Annotated in this window: 18 protein-coding genes; 11 read left to right on the top strand and 7 right to left on the bottom strand. The window is 71.6% G+C overall.

Annotation, left to right across the window (positions count from 1 at the left end; translation table 11 throughout):
- Window positions 1-5: 5 nt before the first annotated feature.
- Genes ASG96_RS22325 through ASG96_RS22315 form a run of 3 tightly spaced genes read left to right on the top strand, consistent with a single transcriptional unit; the run spans window position 6 to window position 4,021 of the window.
- Window positions 6-899 carry a carbohydrate ABC transporter permease gene (locus tag ASG96_RS22325; RefSeq protein ID WP_056751446.1) on the top strand — a complete coding sequence of 298 codons (894 nt, stop codon included), beginning with the start codon at window positions 6-8 and terminating at the stop codon, window positions 897-899.
- Between the two features lies 1 nt (window position 900).
- Complete coding sequence (locus ASG96_RS22320; RefSeq protein ID WP_200958521.1) at window positions 901-1,818, top strand: carbohydrate ABC transporter permease; 918 nt, start codon at window positions 901-903, stop codon at window positions 1,816-1,818.
- A gap of 1 nt (window position 1,819) precedes the next feature.
- Window positions 1,820-4,021, top strand: a complete 2,202-nt coding sequence (locus ASG96_RS22315) for an alpha-galactosidase (RefSeq protein ID WP_082591972.1) — start codon at window positions 1,820-1,822, stop codon at window positions 4,019-4,021.
- 7 nt (window positions 4,022-4,028) lie between these two features.
- Here the strand turns inward: ASG96_RS22315 and ASG96_RS22310 are convergent, their stop codons facing one another.
- Entirely contained in the window at window positions 4,029-4,550 is a 522-nt protein-coding gene (locus ASG96_RS22310; RefSeq protein ID WP_235506365.1) for a Fur family transcriptional regulator, read from the bottom strand.
- Between the two features lie 32 nt (window positions 4,551-4,582).
- Here ASG96_RS22310 and tdh point away from each other — a divergent pair, with 32 nt between their 5' ends.
- From tdh to ASG96_RS22290, 4 genes are read left to right on the top strand one after another with little or no spacing between them, the layout of a single operon-like run.
- Window positions 4,583-5,620: an L-threonine 3-dehydrogenase gene (gene tdh, locus ASG96_RS22305; RefSeq protein WP_057589441.1), complete on the top strand. Its 1,038-nt coding sequence runs from the start codon at window positions 4,583-4,585 to the stop codon at window positions 5,618-5,620.
- 11 nt (window positions 5,621-5,631) lie between these two features.
- The gene (locus ASG96_RS22300) at window positions 5,632-6,303 is read left to right on the top strand and encodes an alpha/beta fold hydrolase (protein WP_056751456.1); all 672 of its coding nucleotides are present in this window, start codon (window positions 5,632-5,634) and stop codon (window positions 6,301-6,303) included.
- Window positions 6,300-6,677: a YrdB family protein gene (locus ASG96_RS22295; protein WP_057589440.1), complete on the top strand. Its 378-nt coding sequence runs from the start codon at window positions 6,300-6,302 to the stop codon at window positions 6,675-6,677. Before ASG96_RS22300 ends, ASG96_RS22295 begins: the two co-directional genes overlap by 4 nt.
- Window positions 6,678-6,686: 9 nt before the next feature.
- On the top strand, window positions 6,687-8,249 hold the full coding sequence (locus ASG96_RS22290; RefSeq protein WP_082591971.1) for a Na+/H+ antiporter: 1,563 nt from the start codon (window positions 6,687-6,689) through the stop codon (window positions 8,247-8,249).
- A 7-nt stretch (window positions 8,250-8,256) separates the two neighbouring features.
- On the opposite strand, the gene ASG96_RS22285 is transcribed toward ASG96_RS22290, so the two are convergent.
- Complete coding sequence (locus ASG96_RS22285; RefSeq protein ID WP_056751464.1) at window positions 8,257-8,637, bottom strand: hypothetical protein; 381 nt, start codon at window positions 8,635-8,637, stop codon at window positions 8,257-8,259.
- Between the two features lie 144 nt (window positions 8,638-8,781).
- Here ASG96_RS22285 and ASG96_RS22280 point away from each other — a divergent pair, with 144 nt between their 5' ends.
- Window positions 8,782-9,342: a dihydrofolate reductase family protein gene (locus ASG96_RS22280; protein WP_056751469.1), complete on the top strand. Its 561-nt coding sequence runs from the start codon at window positions 8,782-8,784 to the stop codon at window positions 9,340-9,342.
- Here ASG96_RS22280 and ASG96_RS22275 read toward each other — a convergent pair.
- The 4 genes from ASG96_RS22275 to ASG96_RS22260 all read right to left on the bottom strand — a co-directional run bounded on the left by ASG96_RS22275 (window position 9,332) and on the right by ASG96_RS22260 (window position 14,121).
- A complete protein-coding gene (locus tag ASG96_RS22275) occupies window positions 9,332-12,424 on the bottom strand; it encodes a CHAT domain-containing protein (RefSeq protein WP_057589438.1) in 3,093 nt (1,030 codons plus the stop codon). The two genes, ASG96_RS22280 and ASG96_RS22275, sit on opposite strands and share 11 nt — an antisense overlap.
- 3 nt (window positions 12,425-12,427) lie before the next feature.
- Window positions 12,428-13,255, bottom strand: coding sequence for a caspase family protein (locus ASG96_RS22270; protein WP_057589437.1), 828 nt, complete (start codon window positions 13,253-13,255; stop codon window positions 12,428-12,430).
- A gap of 128 nt (window positions 13,256-13,383) precedes the next feature.
- On the bottom strand, window positions 13,384-13,620 hold the full coding sequence (locus ASG96_RS22265) for an SCO4226 family nickel-binding protein (RefSeq protein WP_235509273.1): 237 nt from the start codon (window positions 13,618-13,620) through the stop codon (window positions 13,384-13,386).
- 207 nt (window positions 13,621-13,827) lie between these two features.
- Window positions 13,828-14,121, bottom strand: a complete 294-nt coding sequence (locus ASG96_RS22260) for a pyridoxamine 5'-phosphate oxidase family protein (protein WP_057589436.1) — start codon at window positions 14,119-14,121, stop codon at window positions 13,828-13,830.
- Between the two features lie 45 nt (window positions 14,122-14,166).
- On the opposite strand from ASG96_RS22260, the gene ASG96_RS22255 reads away from it, so the two are divergent.
- On the top strand, window positions 14,167-15,360 hold the full coding sequence (locus ASG96_RS22255; protein WP_056751489.1) for a glycine C-acetyltransferase: 1,194 nt from the start codon (window positions 14,167-14,169) through the stop codon (window positions 15,358-15,360).
- Between the two features lie 139 nt (window positions 15,361-15,499).
- Here the strand turns inward: ASG96_RS22255 and ASG96_RS22250 are convergent, their stop codons facing one another.
- Complete coding sequence (locus ASG96_RS22250; RefSeq protein ID WP_057589435.1) at window positions 15,500-15,928, bottom strand: pyridoxamine 5'-phosphate oxidase family protein; 429 nt, start codon at window positions 15,926-15,928, stop codon at window positions 15,500-15,502.
- A gap of 139 nt (window positions 15,929-16,067) precedes the next feature.
- Between ASG96_RS22250 and ASG96_RS22245 the strand changes: the two genes are divergently transcribed.
- Together ASG96_RS22245 and ASG96_RS22240 are read left to right on the top strand one after the other, a co-directional pair.
- Window positions 16,068-18,110 carry an NAD(+) synthase gene (locus tag ASG96_RS22245; protein WP_057589434.1) on the top strand — a complete coding sequence of 681 codons (2,043 nt, stop codon included), beginning with the start codon at window positions 16,068-16,070 and terminating at the stop codon, window positions 18,108-18,110.
- A 10-nt stretch (window positions 18,111-18,120) separates the two neighbouring features.
- Window positions 18,121-18,621, top strand: coding sequence for a GNAT family N-acetyltransferase (locus ASG96_RS22240; protein ID WP_200958523.1), 501 nt, complete (start codon window positions 18,121-18,123; stop codon window positions 18,619-18,621).
- The last annotated feature ends 36 nt before the right edge of the window (window positions 18,622-18,657 follow it).

Genomic DNA, 18,657 nt, shown 5'->3' with positions numbered 1-18,657 from the left:
CCGCCATGGCGAGCAAGCGCAAGTACAGAGGTATCGACCAGCTGTCGACACGCGACAAGGTCGTCGTGTCGTTCATGGTCATCGTGCCGACCCTCATCGTCCTGTGGCTCGTCTGGCTGCCGGCGATCGGCTCGGTCCTGCTCTCCTTCACCAACTGGGACGGGATCGGGCCGCTCTCCGGCATCAAGTCGGTGGGCCTGCAGAACTACCGGGACATCGCGACGATCTACCCGCCGTTCTGGCCGGCGATCCAGCACAACCTGATCTGGCTCGCCGTGATGTTCCTCGTCGCGACCCCGCTCGGCATGCTCTTCGCGGTGCTCGTCGACCGAGGCGTGGCCGGCACGCGGTTCTACCAGACGAGCATCTACCTCCCGGTGGTGCTGTCCCTGGCCCTCATCGGCTTCATCTGGCAGCTGATCTACTCGCGTGACCAGGGCCTGATCAACGCGATCACGGGTGGCACGACGGACTGGTACGGCGACCCGAACGTCAACCTGTGGGCCGCGCTCGTGGCCGCGAGCTGGCGCCACGCGGGCTACATCATGCTGCTCTACCTGGCCGGCCTCAAGGGCGTCGACCCGTCGTTGCGCGAGGCGGCCAAGATCGACGGTGCCAGCGAGTCGCAGACGTTCTTCAAGGTCGTCTTCCCGGTCATGCGGCCGATCAACATCATCGTCCTCGTCGTGACCTTCATCGAGTCGCTGCGTGCCTTCGACCTCGTGTGGGTCATCAACAAGGGCCGCAACGGCCTCGAGCTCATCTCGACCCTCGTGACCCAGAACGTCGTCGGCGAGGCGAGCCGCATCGGCTTCGGGTCGGCGCTCGCGACGATCATGCTGCTCATCTCGAGCGTGCTCGTCTTCGTCTACCTGCGCATCGCCATGAAGGAGGACTGACATGTCCGTCACCGCCGACCCGGTCCAGGAGCGCAGCGAGGCACTGCTCAAGCCGCGCGAGGGGGGCCCGCAGTCCGGCCGTCGCTGGCTGCTGCCGGTCATGCTCACCCTGATCTCGCTGATCTGGCTGTTCCCGCTGCTCCTCGCCCTCGTCAACTCGTTCCGCGACTACGCCTTCACGGCGAAGAACGGCTACGTCTCGTGGGGCGGCTTCACATTCGACAACTACACGAACGCGTGGCAGCAGGCCGACTTCGGCCTGCACTTCATGAACTCGGCGATCATCACGATCCCCGCGGTCATCCTCACCCTGTTCCTGTCGTGCTGCGTGGCGTTCGTCGTGGCGCGCTTCTCGTACAGGTTCAACCTCGCGCTGCTGGGCTTCTTCCTCGCGGCGAACCTGCTGCCGCCCCAGGCGCTCCTCATCCCGGTCTACCGGATGTTCCGCGCCATCGAGGTGCCGCTGTGGATCAGCGACTCGGGCACCCTGCTCAACAGCTTCGTCGGCCTGATCCTCGTCAACATGGCCTTCCAGATCGGCTTCTGCGCCTTCGTGCTGAGCAACTACATGAAGGCGCTGCCGAAGGAGCTCTACGAGTCGGCCGTCATCGACGGTGCGAGCGTGAGCCGGCAGTTCTTCCAGATCACGCTGCCGCTCTGCCGTCCGGCCCTGGCTGCGCTCGCGGTGCTGCAGACGACGTGGATCTACAACGAGTTCTTCTGGGCCACGGTGCTGCTCCAGCAGGGTGACAAGTTCCCGGTGACGAGCTCGCTCAACAACCTCCGGGGCCAGTTCTTCACCGACAACAACCTCGTGGCCGCCGGGTCGATGATCGTCGCGATCCCGACCCTGGTCATCTTCTTCGTGCTCCAACGACACTTCGTGGCCGGCCTGACGCTCGGCGCGACCAAGGGATGACGTGACCGACCTGACCGACCAGTCCGCACCGTCCACCGTCCACCTGGAGTCCGCCGGGACCGCGCTCGTGCTCGAGCCGCGTCCCGGCGGCTCGGGGCTGCCCGAGGTGGTCCACTGGGGCCCCGCGCTCGAGGGCGGGGCGAGCACGTATGCCGCCCTGTCCGCCGTGACGAGGGCCCCCGTCACCCACAGCGCGCTCGACGTGCCGTGGCCGCTCACCGTGCTGCCCGGCGAGGCCGACGGCTGGTCGGGCACGCCCGGCTGGTCCGGGCACCGGGCCGGCGCCGCGGGCGCCGTGCGCTGGGGCGACGTGACGTGCGTGGCCGCGGACGGCGCCGTCGTGACGCGTGCGAGCTCGCCGGACGGCATACGCCTGGAGGTGCGGCACGCGCTCGACGAGCACGGCGTGCTCCGCGTCGACGCGTCGGTGACCAACACGAGCGACGAGACCACACCCCTCGACGTGTCGGCGCTGCGGGCGATCCTGCCGCTGCCCGTGCGCGCCGACGAGGTGCTCGACCTCACCGGCCGCTGGTGCCGCGAGCGCTCACCGCAGCGCAGCCGACTCGACCACGGCACCCACCTGCGTGCGTCACGCCGCGGGCGCACCGGGCACGACGCGACCCTGCTGATGATGGCCGGGACGTCCGGCTTCGACTGGCGCTCCGGTGAGGTCTGGGCCGTGCACACCGCGTGGAGCGGCAACCACGAGCACCTCGTCGAGGCGCTGCCCGAGGGCGCCGGGCGCCACCACGCCGTCATCGGCGGCGGCGAGCTGCTTGCTCCCGGCGAGGTGCGCCTCGCGCCGGGGGAGTCGTATGCCGCCCCGACCGTCGTCTTCGTCCACTCGACCGACGGCCTCGACGGCCTGTCCCGACGGCTGCACCGCAGCCTGCGCGCCCGTCCCGGTCACCCGTCGCGCCCGCGCCCCGTCGTGCTCAACACGTGGGAGGCCGTCTACTTCGAGACCGACCTCGAGCAGCTGAAGTCCCTGGCCGACACGGCCGCCCGCATCGGGGTCGAGCGCTTCGTCCTCGACGACGGCTGGTTCGGCGGCCGGCGGCACGACCGCGCCGGGCTCGGCGACTGGGTCGTCTCGACCGACGTGTGGCCCGACGGCATGGGCCCGCTCGTCGACCACGTCAAGGGCCTCGGTCTCGAGTTCGGGCTGTGGTTCGAGCCCGAGATGGTCAACGAGGACAGCGACCTCGTCCGCGAGCACCCCGAGTGGGTGCTGCGCCCGGCTGCCGGCTCGCCGCGCGAGTGGCGCTGGCAGCAGCTGCTCGACCTCACCGACGACGACGCCTCCGCCCAGCTGCTCGAGCGGATCAGCGGCCTCGTCGCCGACATCGGCATCGACTACATCAAGTGGGACCACAACCGCGACCTCCTCGAGGCCGTGCACACCGTCGACGGCCCGTCCGGTCGGCTCGTCGACGCCCCCGCCGTGCACGCGCACACGCTCGCCTTCTACCGGCTCCTCGACGACCTGCGGGCCCGCCACCCGCGGCTCGAGATCGAGTCGTGCAGCAGTGGCGGCGCGCGCGTCGACCTCGCCGTGCTCGACCGCACCGACCGCATCTGGACGAGCGACTGCAACGACGCCCTCGAGCGTGCGAGCATCCAGCGCTGGACGAGCCTGCTCGTGCCGGCGGAGCTCATGGGCACCCACGTCGGCCCGGCGACCGCGCACACGACTCACCGCACGGTCGACCTCGGCTTCCGCATGCTCATGGCCCTCCAGGGCCACGCGGGCCTCGAGTGGGACATCACGCAGTGCTCCGACGACGAGCTCGAGGCGCTGACGGCGTGGACGGCGCTCGCACGCGAGCTGCGGCCGCTGCTGCACACCGGTGACCTCGTGCGGTCCGAGAGCCCCGACGGGACCGTGCTCGTGACGGGCACGGTCGACGCGGACCGCCGCCGGGCGGCCTACACGGTCGCCAGGCTGGTGACCGGTCGCGACGCGGTGACCGGGGCGCTGCCCCTGCCGGGCCTCGACCCCAGCCGGTCGTATGCCGTCCGCGTCCGTCCCGAGGCCGGGCTCCCTGCCGTCGTGCAGAACACGCCGCCGTCCTGGTGGGACGGGGCGCTCGGCGACGACGGCGTCGTCGTGCCCGGTGCCATCCTGAGCCGGGTCGGGCTGCCGGTCCCGGTGATGGGCCCTGCCCAGGGCTACCTCCTCGACCTCCGGGCCGTCTGACGGTCGGTCAGGGGGTCCGGCAGTCGCGGCAGGTGCCGAGCAGCGCGGCGTGGCCGGTGTCGAGGACGAAGCCGAGGTCGTCGCGCAGCCGCGCTGCGACCCCGTCGAACACGTCCGGTGCCACGTCGAGCACACGCCCGCAGACGTGGCACTGGACGTGGGCGTGCCCGTGCTCGTGGTGGTGCTCGGGCTCCGGGTCGGCGAGGTGGTAGACCGTGGCCGACCCGCCGAGGTGGACGTGCGAGAGCACGCCGGTCTCGGCGAGCGAGGTCAGCGTGCGGTAGACGGTGGCCCGGTGGACGCTCGGCTCGACGTCGGCCACCCGCGTGCCGATCTGCTCGGCCGTGAGGTGCTCGTCGGCGAGGCCGGCGGCGTCGAGGACGTGCAGGACGGCATACCTCGCCGGGGTGACGCGCTCACCGGCGGACCGCAGCCGCGCGACGGCGGCGGCCACCCGGGGGCTCAGTGCGGGGCTCGGTGCGGGGCCCGGTGCGGGGCTCGGTGCGGGGCTCTCGGCGGAGGGGGGCACGCTCCCATTATCGGCAGTGGCAGACTCTCCCCGTGCGCGCACTCACGAAGCTGACCGCAGGCCCCGGCCTCTCGCTCGTCGACCGTCCCGAGCCCGAGTGCGGGCCCGCCGACGTCAAGATCCGCGTCCTGCGGGCGGGCCTGTGCGGCACCGACCTGCACCTCGCGGGCTGGGACGACTGGGCCCAGTCCACCGTCAAGCCGCCGCTCGTCATCGGCCACGAGTTCTACGGCGAGGTCGTCGAGGTCGGCGAGGACGTCACGGGCGTCGCCATCGGTGACCGCGCGTCGGGCGAGGGCCACATCGTGTGCGGCCGCTGCCGCAACTGCCGGGCCGGCCGACGCCACCTCTGCATCCGCACCGAGGGCATCGGCGTCAACCGCGACGGCGCCTTCGCCGACTACGTCGTCATCCCGGCGAGCAACGCGTGGATCCAGCCCGCCGACCTCGACCCCGACCTCGGCGCCGTCTTCGACCCGCTCGGCAACGCGACCCACACCGCCCTGCAGTGGCCGATGGTCGGCGAGGACGTCGTCATCACCGGCGCCGGCCCGATCGGCGTCATGGCCGCCGCGATCGCGCGCCACGCGGGCGCCCGCTACGTCGTCGTCACCGACGCGAGCGACTACCGCCTCGCGCTCGCCGAGCACGCCGGCGCCGACCTCACGATCAACGTGACGCGCGAGAGCCTCGCCGACGCGCAGGCCCACCTCGGCATGAAGGAGGGCTTCGACATCGGGCTCGAGATGTCGGGTGCCGCGCCGGCCGTCACCGACATGATCGCCAACATGAACCACGGCGGCCGCATCGCGCTGCTCGGCCTGCCGCACCAGTCCTACGAGCTCGACTGGGGCAAGGTGATCACCCACATGATCACGCTCAAGGGCATCTACGGCCGCGAGATGTACGACACCTGGTACGCCATGTCGCAGATGATCGCGACGTCCGAGCGCTTCCGGTCGGCCGTCGCGCAGGTCATCACGCACCGCTTCCCCGCCGAGCAGTGGGAGGAGGCCTTCGAGACCGCCCGGTCCGGCCAGTGCGGCAAGGTCGTCCTCGACTGGAGCTGAAGGGCTCTCGTATGCCGTCCGCTCCCGACCCGGGTGACCGTCCCCGTCCGCTCGTCCTCCTCCACGGCCTCGGCCAGTCGCCGATCGCGTGGCAGGACTTCGTGTCGGCCTACGGCGCCGGACGCCCGATGACGGCGCCGTGGATGAAGGGCCTCAAGCCCAAGGACCCCGTCGGCTTCGACCTCGGGGCGGCAGCGTCCGGCGTCGCCGACGAGCTCGAGCTGCAGGGCGTGCGGCAGGCCGACTTCGTCGGGGTGTCGGTCGGCGCGAGCGTCGCGCTGCGCCTCGCCGTCGAGCGGCCTGAGCTCGTCGGACGGCTCGTCCTCGGCGGCGCGCTCGTACGGCCCGGCAGGGGTGCGCTGCGGATGCAGCGCCTCGCCATGCGGCTCGTGCCGGAGGGCCGGCTCGTGGACGCGGGGGTCTCGCGTCCGCGGATGCTCGCCGTGCTCGACGCGCTCAAGGGCTTCGACGGCACCGAGTCGCTGCGCACGGTCACGGCGCCCGTGCTCGTCGTCGCCGGGTCGAGGGACAAGGCCGGGATCGCCGCCGCGCAGGAGCTGTCGCGGCACCTGCCGACCGCCCACCTCCAGGTCATCGACGGCGCCGGAGCCCTCGTCAACACCGAGTCGGCGCGCGAGCTCGCGGACCTCACGCACGCCTTCCTCGACGAGCCGGACCCGTGACCGCGCGCTCCGTCGCCGGCGTCAACGCGAATGACGTCGTGGCCTTCGGCGTCGAGGTGCTGGCCGTCGTCCTGCTCGCGGTCTGGGGAGCCACGCTCGGGACCACCACCGTCGCCCACGTGCTCGGCGGGGTCCTCGTACCGACGGCCGCCGTCACCCTCTGGGGACTCTTCGCGGCGCCACGGGCCGTCGTGCAGGTGCCCGTGCTCGGCGTCCTGACGAAGGTCGTCGTGCTCGGTGGCGCGGTGGGTGCGGCCTTCGTGGTCCTGCCGGTCGCGTGGGCGCTGGTCGTGGCTGGACTCGTCGTCGTCAACACCGTGCTCACGTGGTTCGGTCCCTTCGCGCACCGGGGCGCGGGTCCGTCCTCGTTCTAGGGTGCGAGGGTGGACGGACGTGTGCTGGCCCTCGTGGTGGTGGTTGGCATCATCGTGCTCACTCCGTTGGCCGACCGGATCCGGGTGCCGCAGCCGGTCCTGCTGACGATCTTCGGCCTGCTCCTGGCGTGGGTGACGCCGGCCAACCCGCTGTCCTTCGACCCCGCTCTCATCCTCCCCGTCGTCCTGCCCCCGCTGCTCTTCGCCGCGACCCAGCGCACGACCGTCAACGAGTTCAGGGAGCACGCCGGTGCCGTCTTCGTGCTCGCGGTCGGCCTGACCCTGGCCACGGTGGCCGTCGTGGCCGTCGTGGCCCACGCGGCGGGGCTGCCCTGGGCGGTGGCCTGGGTGCTGGGTGCCATCGTGTCCCCACCCGACCCGGTCGCGGCGACGGCCGTGGCTCGTCGGCTTCGTCTGCCGCACCGGCTGGTCACCATCCTCGAGGGCGAGGGGATGTTCAACGACGCGACGGCCCTCGTCGCCTACAAGGTCGCCATCGCGGCCGCGGTGACGGGCGACATCACGGGGGCTGACATCGCGATCGATCTCGTCGAGGCGGTCGTGCTCGGCGTGCTGGTCGGGCTCGTGCTCGGACATCTCTCCACCATCGTGCTGGGCCGCATCCACGACGGCTACACCGAGACGACGGTGACCGTGCTCGTGCCCTTCGTCGCCTACGTGGGTGCGGAGCACCTCAACGGGTCAGGCGTGCTGGCCGTCCTCGTGCTCGGTCTTTACCTGCGCACCTTCGGACACGACGCCACCACCTCGGCGGGCTGGCTCCTCGGCCGCGCCGTCTGGTCGTTCTCCGACTTCCTCATCACCAGCCTCGTCTTCGCGCTGCTGGGCTTCGAGCTCGTCGCGGTGATCCGCTCCACCGAGACGAGCTCGGGAACCATGGGTCTGGCCGCCCTCGTGGTCGGCACGATCATCGTCTTCCGGGCGGCCTGGATCTATCCGGCCGCGTGGCTGGCCCGCTTTCGGGCCCGGCGTCGCGACTCCCCCCTGCCCACCGGCTGGCGGGAGTCGACGGTCGTCGCCTGGGCGGGCATGCGCGGTGTCGTCACCGTGGCCACGGCCGTCGCGCTGCCGACCGTCGTCGCGACGGGTGAGCCGCTGCCCGCCCGCGACGAGGTGGTCACCGTCGCACTCGTGGTGGTGCTGGTCACCCTCGTCGTGCAGGGCCTGACGCTGACCCCTCTGACGACGTACCTCCGCGTCGGCAGCGACGTCGACGAGACGGCCGAGATCGCGCAGCTGCGGATGCGCGCCACCACGGCAGGTCTGGCCCGGATCAGGCAGGAGGAGGCGTCCCTCGACGAGGACGTCCGTCGTGCCGCGATCGCGCAGTACGAGGGGTACCTCTCGGCGCAGGAGACGATCGCCTCCGCCCGGGCGCGCGACGACGAGCACGCCCGACGGGGAAGGGCACTCGAGTCCGTCCTGCGACGTGCCAGCGATGCCGAGCGCCGGCACGTGCTCGACGCGCGTCGACGCGGTGACGTGAGCGCGGCGAGTGCCGACGAGGTCCTGCGCGACATCGAGAACCGGGCGTTGCGGGATTTCGACTGACCGGCTCTCAGCAGAGGTTGATGCCACCGGCGTCGAGCAGCTTGGCCACGACCTGCTCGTCGCTGACGGCCGGGACCATCCAGTCCTTGCCGGCCACCGACTTCACGCCGGGCTTGCACTCGAAGGTGCTGACGCGACGGTCGAGCTCGACGGACTGGTCGTAGAACGCGGCCTCCACAGGCTTGCCCTGGGCGCCCGTGCACGTGATCCGGTGGTCGGCCAGCGACCCCTCGGAGTCACCGCTCGACGGGCAGACGAGCTCGGCGACGACGGCCCAGCCGGGGTGCGCGGCGGCCTCGGGCGACGAGGCCGGAGTGCTGCCACCGCAGGCGGCGAGGGGGAGGGCGAGGGCGGCCGTGGCGCAGGCGAGGGTCAGGCGTCGGAGCACGAGAGCGTTCCCTGAGGGTGGGGGATGGAGGGGGGTCGCGCCCGGGGTGGCCGGACGCAAACCCCGGTCATGCTAGACCTCGGTCCGGCCCCGGACCCACTCGAACCGGGTGCCCTGAGCGTGCACGAGTGACAGAGTCAACACATGGCTCGCCTCATCTACACGACCATCGCCTCCCTCGACGGCTACGTGAACGACGCGAGCGGAGGATTCGAGTGGGCGGCCCCCGACGCCGAGGTGCACGCCTTCGTCAACGACCTCGAGCGCGACGTCGGCACCTACCTGTGTGGCCGTCGCCTCTACGAGGTGATGGTCTACTGGGAGACCGCCCCGACCGACGACCCCGACGGCGACATCGGGCACGACTACGCCCGCATCTGGCAGGCCGCCGACAAGGTCGTCCACTCCCGCACGCTCGGCGCCGTGACGAGCGCGCGCACCACGCTCGTGCGCGAATTCGACCCCGAGTCGGTCGCCCGGTTCGTCGCCTCGGCCGACCGCGACGTCAGCATCGGAGGGCCCACCCTCGCGGCCGTCGCCCTGCGAGCCGGCATCGTCGACGAGCTGCGGTTGCTGACGGTGCCCGTCGTCGTGGGCGGTGGCACGCGGAGCCTGCCGGACGGCATACGCCTCGACCTCGAGCTGCTCGACCAGCGCCGTTTCGCCGCGGGCGCGACGTACACGAGGTATGCCGTCAGGCGGTGACCGTGCCCGCCGTGTCGTCCGTGCCGGTCGGGGGTGCGTCGAGCGCCACGAGGCCGTCGCGCAGGGTCTGGAGGAACTCGACCCGGCGCTGCGCCTCGGTGCCGGCCATGACGATGAGGAAGTCGACCTGGTCGCGGACCTGGCGCAGCTGCTCCTCGCTGCCGAGGTCGCTCGCGCGCCGGTAGAGGTCGAGGGCGTCCTGCGCCTCCTCGGCCGTGGCCCGCGGGCTCCACAGCGCGTCGAGGACGAGCAGGTCGGCGTAGACCGTGACCGTCCAGAACGTCGGGGCGAGGTAGGCCTCCTCACGTGCGGGGCCGAGCGACTCGCCGATGAGCCGTCGCGCCTCGGCCCGGTCGAGCATCGCGCGACCCTCGACCGGCCGCCAGCGCAGGGCGAGCTCGGCAGCGAGCCAGTTGGCGAGGGCGCCGTGCCGACGCCGGTCGGTCGCACCCGACGCGGTGCGCGCCGCGGCGTACCACCCGGACATCTTCGTCAGGGCGTCGTGGGTCTGCGACCAGTCGCCCGCCCGCGTCGAGCCGGGCCGGTCGGGACACGTGACGAGGGCGAGCCGCTTGTAGGCGCTCGCGACCCGCCAGAGCCGGTCGATGCCGACGCCGCCGGACGGCTCGTGGGCGTCGCCGGGCAGGAAGGCCGCGCGTTCGGGCGCGTGCTGACCCAGGACGAGCGACGCCGGGTTGTCGAGGAGCGAGCGCAGCCGGTCGATGGCCGACTCGATCGTCGCGACCGCGTCGTCGACGGCGTCCTCACTCGCGGCGGCCGCCCGGACCACCTGGTCGATCCAGACCTCGAAGTCGCGCACGGTCAGGGCCGCCCCGCCCCGCTCGAGGGTCTGCTCGAAGTACTGCGTGGCGTGGGCGAAGTCGCCGAACTTGTTGTACGTCCGGGCGATGAGCACCTGGAGCGCGTCGTCCTCGCGGTCCTCGGGGGACAGCGCCTCGTAGAGCTCGCGCAGGCGGTCGAGCCCGAAGCGGGTGTTGCGGCTGACGTCCACCGACTGGCCGAGGTTCTCGATCTCGACCCGCGCCTGCTCGGCGCTCGCGGGTGCGCGGCGCACCGTCGTGGCGCGGTGCACGGCCGCGTCGGGCGCGAGCCGGTAGTCCGGGTCGCCGTAGCACTGGTAGGCACCCCACGTGTTCACGGCGGGGTGGTCGTTCCACGTCTGCCAGCGCGCGGCGGCGATCGCCTCGCCGAACGTCAGGCCGGAAAGCAGCCGGTCGTAGAGCGTCGCCGCGAAGGTCGACGCGGCCGCGTCGTCGACGGCCCAGCCGCACGCGACGACGGCTCGCACGCCGATGTCGATGAGCTCGGTCGCGAAGCTCGCCGCGAGCCGGTGGTAGTTGCCGGTGTGCTCCGTCGGAACTCCCGGGCCGCCCGTGCCCCCCGGACCGACGGGCCCGCTCGGGCCCATCGACCCGAGGTGGCAGCAGTTGACGACGACGAGCTCGGGCACCTGCCGCATCTGGCCGACCTCGCCGGCGGTGAGGTACATCCCGTTGCCGAGCACCATGCCGGTGACCGTGGCGTCCGTGCCGTCGCCGAGCGGCCACTCGAAGACGCCGTGACCGGCGAGGTGGACGACCCGGTAGGACGTGGCGAAGAGGGCCTGGATGACCTTGGTGCCGCTCTCGGCGATGAGGGGCTCGGCGTCGAACCCACTCTGGCGCAATGCATCCGCGACACCTCGGGCCTCCTTCTGCGCGGCCGGGAGGGAGCTGAGCCCGCTCGCGGTGTCGCCGACGACGAGGGCGCGGCTGCTCGTCGCCGACAGCACGTGGCTGCGCATCGACGAGCCCTCGAGCTGGCGCACGAGGCCGCGGCGCACCCCGAGCGGTTCGCGGTCCTCCTCCGTGCCGTGGTCGTCGAGCAGCTCCCACGGGTAGTGCGCCGAGCCGCGGTCGACGAGGAGCACGAGGTTGTCCGTGTCGGGGGCCTGCGCCTTGAGGTCGTTGGGGAAGAGCAGCTCGAAGAGCGTGCGGGAGGCCGACGGGTCGGGCGACGGCGAGTCGACGAGCGACTCGACGAGCCGGTCGACGAGGGCGCGCTGGGTCGGCACGGTGCGCGTCGGCGTGCCCGCCCGGCGCATCGACGCCTCGAAGGTCAGGCCGCCGTCGGCCTCGCTGCGCACCCGCACCTGCTGCCACCAGCCGGTGGGCTCCTGGAAGAGCAGCCGGCGCTGGCGGCCCGGACGCTCCTCGAGGCGGAGGTCGGCCGTGAAGGAGTCGGCGAGCTCCCCGCTCGTCAGCGACGACCCGAGGGCCTCGACCGCCTGGAGCGCGCGGTCCTGCCACAGCTCGATGATCTCGAGCTCGGCGATGTGCACCCCGAGGTCGGTGTCGGCGAGCCGGTCGTTGGCGCGCTGCACGCCGGTCAGCAGGGCCTGCACGCTGTCGCGCACGGGGAGGCCGCCCTGCCCGGTGCCGATGAGCAGGCTCGAGAGGCTCAGCTGCCGCACCTCGGTGCTCGTCGCCGAGGCGCCCGCGGTCAGGTGGCCGAGGGCCGAGGTCAGCACCGCGTGGGCGGTGGCGCGGGCCAGCGACGCGGCGCTCAGGCCGCCGATCGGACCGAGCCCTGCGACGACCGCCCCGGGAGGGCGCGTCCACTCGTCCGGGTCGGTGAAGACCTGGCACGTCTCGATCGGGCCCGGGTAGATGCCGAGCAGCGCGGCGCGAGAGAGCCGCCCGTCGAGCAGCTCGTCGAGGGCGCCCTCGCCGCCGACGAGGGTGCTGCCCGGGTAGTGGCCGACGAGGACGTGGTGGCGGGCGAAGCGCAGGTCGCCGTGTGAGATCCGGACCCGCGTCAGCGGCCGCGACGGGTCGACGTCCGCGTCGACCGCGTCCACCACGACCGGTGCGACCGATGCGACCGGCGCGACCGGCGCGACCGGCGCGACCGGGGCGACCGGTTGAGCGCTGGGCGGGTCGGGCAGCGGCTGCTCGGGGAGGACACGTGCCTCCTCGACGGCCGGGACGGCATACGGCTCCGGCTCGGCCGGCGGCGCGGGGTGCCCGTTCGGCGACGGGTCAGGGTCTGCCGGGGGCGTGCTGCCCACGAGGGCCGACACGGCTCAGCCCGCCCCGGACAGGAAGGTCTCATCGAGGCGTGGGGCTCGGCCCTCGAGCTGCGGCACCTGGTCGTAGTTGCCCTGCAGGCCGGCCAGGGTCCGGGTGTGGAGGGCTCGGTAGGTCGACTGCGGGTCCTCCCGCATGGCGCGCACGAGGTAGTAGGTGAGGGCGCCGTTGTAGTCACCGTCGATGTGGGCGTCGGCGGACGTCTGGTTGTCGCGGCACCCGCTGACGAGGGTCTCGGCGATGTCGACGACGTGGACGTCCTCGTCGCGGCGGCGACGTCGGGCGCGACGCGGTGTGCCCGTGAAGCCGCCACCGCGGGTCTCGTCGTCGGGGTTGGGCAGGAAGCGCGAGACGACCTCGGGCGGCGGCCCGCCGAGGAGCACCGGCTCACGGGTGTTGCTGCCGGAGTGGCAGCAGTCCATGACGACGGTGAGCGACGCGCCGGGGTCGAGCCGGTCGAACGTCGTGCGGAGCCAGTCGTCGGTGAGCGGGTCGTTCCAGTCGAGGTCGTGCGGGCACAGGATCTCGTCGCGATGGTCGGTCGTCTCGTCGCCGTCGGTGTCCGGGACGTTGGAGCCGTGCCCCGAGTAGTGGAGGTAGAGCACGTCGCCGGGCTTGGCCGAGTCGACGAGGTCGGCGATGCCGTGCGTCATCGCGGCTTTCGTCGCGGCGCCGTCGAGGACCATGGTGATGTCGGATTCCGCGAAGCCGTAGAGGTCGGTCAGGGCGGCGGCGATGTTGTGGACGTCGTTGACGCACCCGCGGAGGTTGGCCCCCGGGATCGCGTACTCGTTGACCCCGATGAGCAGCGCGCGCTTGGACATGGTGGACTCCTTCGCCCCGGGCCGCGCAGTGGGCGCGACGGCCCCTGCGATCCAGTGTTCTCCTGCGGGGCTGCTGATACAGCCGGTTCAGGAGGAACGTCTGGGGCTGGTCCTCGGGGTCCGCCCGCTCAGGCCGTGACGGTGATCTCGTGGATCTCGTCCGCGGGGTGGCCGGTGCGCTCGTGGATGCGCCTCACGGCGTCGGCGCTCGGTCCCTCGGAGAGGCAGAACACGTGGCCGCTGTTGGGGTCGGCCCAGGCGTGCTTGAAGACCACGCCCTCGTCGTCCTGGATGTCGAGGTCGGCCTGGTGGGCCTCCATCAGTGCTTGCGACGTCACACCCGGCATGTTGGTGTGAACGTCCATGAACTCTGGCATGTGATCGCCTCGCTGGATCGTCGATCCCCCGAGGAACGGATGCGACCACGCTACGCCGGGTCGCGTCCTCCGGCAGGAACTTCGGCGAGGTCCTTCAGGCGCTCGCCGCGTCCTCCATGGCCCGCTCGATCGCACTCGGGAAACGCGTCTCGAAGTCGAGGATCGCGACCCACTCGGGTCTGACGAAGACTCGGCTCAGGGCATCTCGTCCGTGTCGATGGACACGGCCACGCGGTCACCGTCCCTGAGGACCTTCATCTTGGGCGCATCTGGTGGCGTCCCGAACACGAGCTCCTCCCCGTTCCAGTGGAAGCCGATCGGCACCACCCGTGGTGACCCGTCGGTCCACGAGTACGCCAGGCGCGCGGGCAGCCGAGACCGCAGCAACCGCTGCGCCACCTCGTCCTCCCACCCGCGGACGCGGGCGTGCTTCCAGCGTCCTCCGACGCCGCGCAGGACGTCAGCGGTTTCGCGAACGTGGCCGGGCATACGCTGGGTGGCGCCACACGCCTCACCGACCCGCGAAGGACACCGATGTACGGCTCAGTCAAGGACGAGATCGCCGCGACGCTGCAGGAGATCAAGGACGCCGGCCTCTACAAGAACGAGCGGGAGCTGACGTCGCCGCAGTCGGCGCACGTCACGACGCTCAAGACGGAGGCGCTCAACTTCTGCGCCAACAACTATCTCGGTCTCGCCAACGACCCGGGCGTCGTCGCAGCCTCGAAGCAGGCGCTCGACGAGTGGGGCTTCGGCATGGCGTCGGTGCGCTTCATCTGTGGCACCCAGACGCTGCACACCTCGCTCGAGCACCAGATCAGCGAGTTCCTCGGGACCGAGGCGACGATCCTCTACTCGTCGTGCTTCGATGCGAACGGGGGCGTCTTCGAGGTGCTCTTCGGGGCCGAGGACGCCATCATCAGCGACGAGCTCAACCACGCCTCGATCATCGACGGTGTGCGGCTGTCCAAGGCGATGCGCTACCGCTACAAGAACGCCGACATGACCGACCTGCGGGTGCAGCTCGAGGCGGCCCACGATGCCAACGCGAGGCGGACCGTCGTCGTCACGGACGGCGTCTTCTCGATGGACGGCTCGTACGCCCCGCTCGATGAGATCTGCGACCTCGCCGACGAGTTCGGGGCCCTCGTCCTCGTCGACGACTCCCACGCCGTGGGCTTCGTCGGTGACGGCGGCCGCGGCACGCCCGAGCTCTTCGGCGTCATGGACCGCGTCGACATCATCACGGGCACGCTCGGCAAGGCCCTCGGCGGTGCGTCGGGTGGCTACGTCTCGTCGCACCAGGAGATCGTCGACCTCTTGCGCCAGCGCTCGCGGCCCTACCTCTTCTCCAACTCGGTGGCGCCGTCCGTCGTCGCGGGCTCCATGGCCGCGCTCGAGCTCGTCGAGAGCTCGGCCGAGAAGCGCGAGACCCTCAAGGCCAACACGGCGCTCTTCCACTCGCTCATGACCGAGGCCGGCTTCGAGCTGCTGCCGGGCACGCACCCGATCCGCCCGGTCATGTTCCCCGGCGAGGACGGCGCCCGTCAGGCCGCGCAGATCGCCGACCACATGCTCGGCAACGGCGTCTACGTCATCGCCTTCAGCTTCCCCGTCGTCCCGCGCGGGAAGGCGCGCATCCGCGTGCAGCTCTCGGCGGCGCACTCCGAGGCCGACGTACGCGCGTGCGTCGACGCCTTCGTGGCCGCCCGGGACGCCGTCGGCTGAGCTCGTCGGACGCTCGCCTCGGTGTCACCGGGTCCGGCGCGTGCACCTGCGTCAGTGCTGCACCGGGTGCAGCACTGACGCAGTGATCGGCGGGTGGCGGGCTCAGTGCTCGGCCGAGCGGCCACCTGGAGGCAGCCGGTCAGCCGGTCGGCAGGTCCCGCAGCCAGGGTCGGGTGAGGTCGAAGCGGCGTCCCGAGATCTCGTCGACCTCGATCGCGACGACGACGGACTTCGGGGTGTCTATCCACGGCCGCACGGGGAGGCGCTCGACGACGTAGGCCGCCTGCCCCTCGAGCGTGCGGGCCCGTCCGCGACAGATGACGCTCGTGGCACGCTCGCCGACGATCTCGTCGACCTCGAAGGCGACGTCGGGGTTGGCGGTCACGCCGAAGAGCTTGCTGCCCTCGGCCGTCATGAAGACGATGTGCTCGCCGTCGAGGGCGTAGTTGATCGGTGTCAGATGCACCTCACCGACGAGGTGGAAGGCCAGACGGCCGAACTCGTGCTCGCGAAGGAAGCCCCAAGACTCCTCCGGGTGAAGGACATGGACCGGGTTCTGGTCCGACATGGTGACCTCCTCGGGATGCGCGTCGGACGGGGTGTCCGGCTACTACTGATGGTAGTAGGGATGGGTCGGACACGCCCGCGCTCGGCGAGAGTCCCGCGTCACACGCGCAGCCCGAACGGCCGTGCGATTGACTGTGCCCATGGACTTCTACAGCTCCTGGGCCCAGGGCTTCGCCCGCGTCGCCGCGTGCACCCTGCCGATCGTCGCGGTCGACCCCGAGCGCAACGCCGACGCCGTCATCACGCAGCTGCGCGAGCTCGACGACGAGGGCGTCGGTCTCGTCCTCTTCCCCGAGCTCTGCCTCTCCGGCTACGCCATCGACGACCTGCTCCTGCAGGACCCGCTCCTCGACGCGGTCGACGACGCGCTGGCCCGGATCGCCGATGCCACCGCCGACCTGCGTCCCGTGGTCATCGTCGGCGCCCCGCTCGAGAAGGGCTCGCGCGTCTACAACTGCGGCGTCGTCATCCACGCCGGTCGCATCCTCGGCGTCGCACCGAAGTCCTACCTGCCGAACTACCGCGAGTTCTACGAGCGGCGCCACTTCGCGCCCGGCGACGACCAGCGCGGCCAGACCGTCGACGTCGCCGGCGACCGCGTGCCGTTCGGCCCCGATCTGCTCTTCCGGGCCACCGACGTGCCGGGCTTCGTGCTGCACGTCGAGGTCTGCGAGGACATGTGGGTCCCCGTCCCCCCGAGCCACGAGGCGGCCCTCGCCGGGGCGACGATCCTCACGAACCTCTCCGGGTCGCCGATCACCGTCTCGCGCGCCGAGGACCGCCACCTCCTCGCCCGCAGCGCCTCCGCCCGCTGCCTCGCCGCCTACCTCTACTCCGCCGCAGGCGAGGGTGAGAGCTCGACCGACCTGTCGTGGGACGGCATGACGATGGTCTACGAGAACGGCGCCCTGCTCGCCGAGAGCGAGCGGTTCCCCGAGGGGGCCCGCGCGTCCATCGCCGACATCGACCTCGACCTGCTGCGCCAGGAGCGCCAGCGGCAGGGCACGTTCGACGACAACCGGCGCACCCTCGCCGCACGCACCGACGGCTTCCGCACCGTCGAGCTCGAGCTCGACCCCCCGACCGGCGACCTCGGCCTGCTCCGCAAGGTCGACCGCTTCCCTTTCGTGCCCGACGACGAGGACCGCCTCGCACTCGACTGCTACGAGGCGTACAACATCCAGGTCTCCGGGCTCGAGCAGCGGCTCCGGGCCATCGGTCAGCCCAAGATCGTCATCGGCGTCAGCGGCGGTCTCGACTCGACCCACGCCCTCATCGTCGCCGCCAAGGCCATGGACCGGCTCGACCGCCCCCGCAGCGACATCCTCGCCTTCACGATGCCCGGCTTCGCCACGAGCGACCACACGAAGAGCAACGCCATCGCGCTCATGGAGTCGCTCGACGTCACGTGGGAGGAGCTCGACATCCGCCCGGCGGCCACGCAGATGCTCGAGGCGATGGGCCACCCCTTCGGCACGGGCGAGGAGGTCTACGACGTCACCTTCGAGAACGTCCAGGCCGGCCTGCGCACCGACTACCTCTTCCGCATCGCCAACCAACGTGGCGGCATCGTCCTCGGCACCGGCGACCTGTCCGAGCTCGCCCTCGGGTGGTGCACCTACGGCGTCGGTGACCAGATGAGCCACTACGGCGTCAACACCGGCGTGCCCAAGACCCTGATGCAGCACCTCATCCGGTGGGTCGTGTCGTCGAGCCAGTTCGACGAGGAGGTCTCCGGCACGCTGACCTCGATCCTCGACACCGAGATCACGCCCGAGCTCGTGCCGACCAAGGAGGGGGAGAAGCCGCAGAGCACCGAGGCGATGATCGGGCCGTACGCGCTCCAGGACTTCACGCTCTTCCACGTGCTCCGTCGCGGCTACCGGCCGTCGAAGATCGCCTACCTCGCGTGGAACGCCTGGCGCGACAGCGAGGCGGGGGAGTGGCCCGCGGGCTACCCCGAGGCCGAGCGGACGGCATACGACCTCGCGACGATCCGGCACTGGCTCGAGGTCTTCGTCAGGCGCTACTTCGCCAACCAGTTCAAGCGCTCCGCGCTGCCCAACGGCCCGAAGGTCGTGGCCGGCGGCTCGCTGTCGCCGCGCGGCGACTGGCGTATGCCGTCCGACGCGACGTCGGTGGCGTGGCTGAGCGAGCTCGACGCTAATGTCCCCGAGAAGTAAGGCGATCCGCGTGGCTTCGACGATCAGTGTCCGCGACTACGACGATGCCGACTGGCCGCTCGTCTGGCCCGTCATCGAGGAGGTGGTCCGGGCCGGTGACACCTTCCCCTTCCCGACCGACCTCACCGAGATCGAGGCGCGCGGCATCTGGCTCGAGAACGGCCCCGGTGGTCGCGTGACCGTCGCCGTCGACGGTGACCGCGTCCTGGGCACGGCGAAGATGGGGCGCAACCGTCCCGGCCCCGGGTCGCACGTGGCGACGGCGAGCTACATGGTGTCGGCCGAGGCCCGAGGTCTCGGCGCCGGGCGTGCGCTCGTCGTCGACTCCCTCGACTGGGCCCGCGAGTCCGGGTATGCCGCCATGCAGTTCAATGCCGTCGTCGCCACCAACACGGGGGCGGTCCGGCTCTACGAGAGCCTCGGCTTCACGGTCGTCGGCACCGTGCCGCGGGCCCACGAGCTCCCGACCGGGGAGCGCGTGGGCCTACGGATCATGCACCTCGACCTCTGACCGGGCGTGAGGGGGTCGACGCCCGGCCAGGGTCGA

This window comes from Terrabacter sp. Soil810 (assembly GCF_001429645.1).
Classification (GTDB): domain Bacteria; phylum Actinomycetota; class Actinomycetes; order Actinomycetales; family Dermatophilaceae; genus Terrabacter.
The sequence above is the reverse complement of the archived record's forward strand: the minus strand, read 5'-3'. Positions and strand labels throughout refer to the sequence as shown.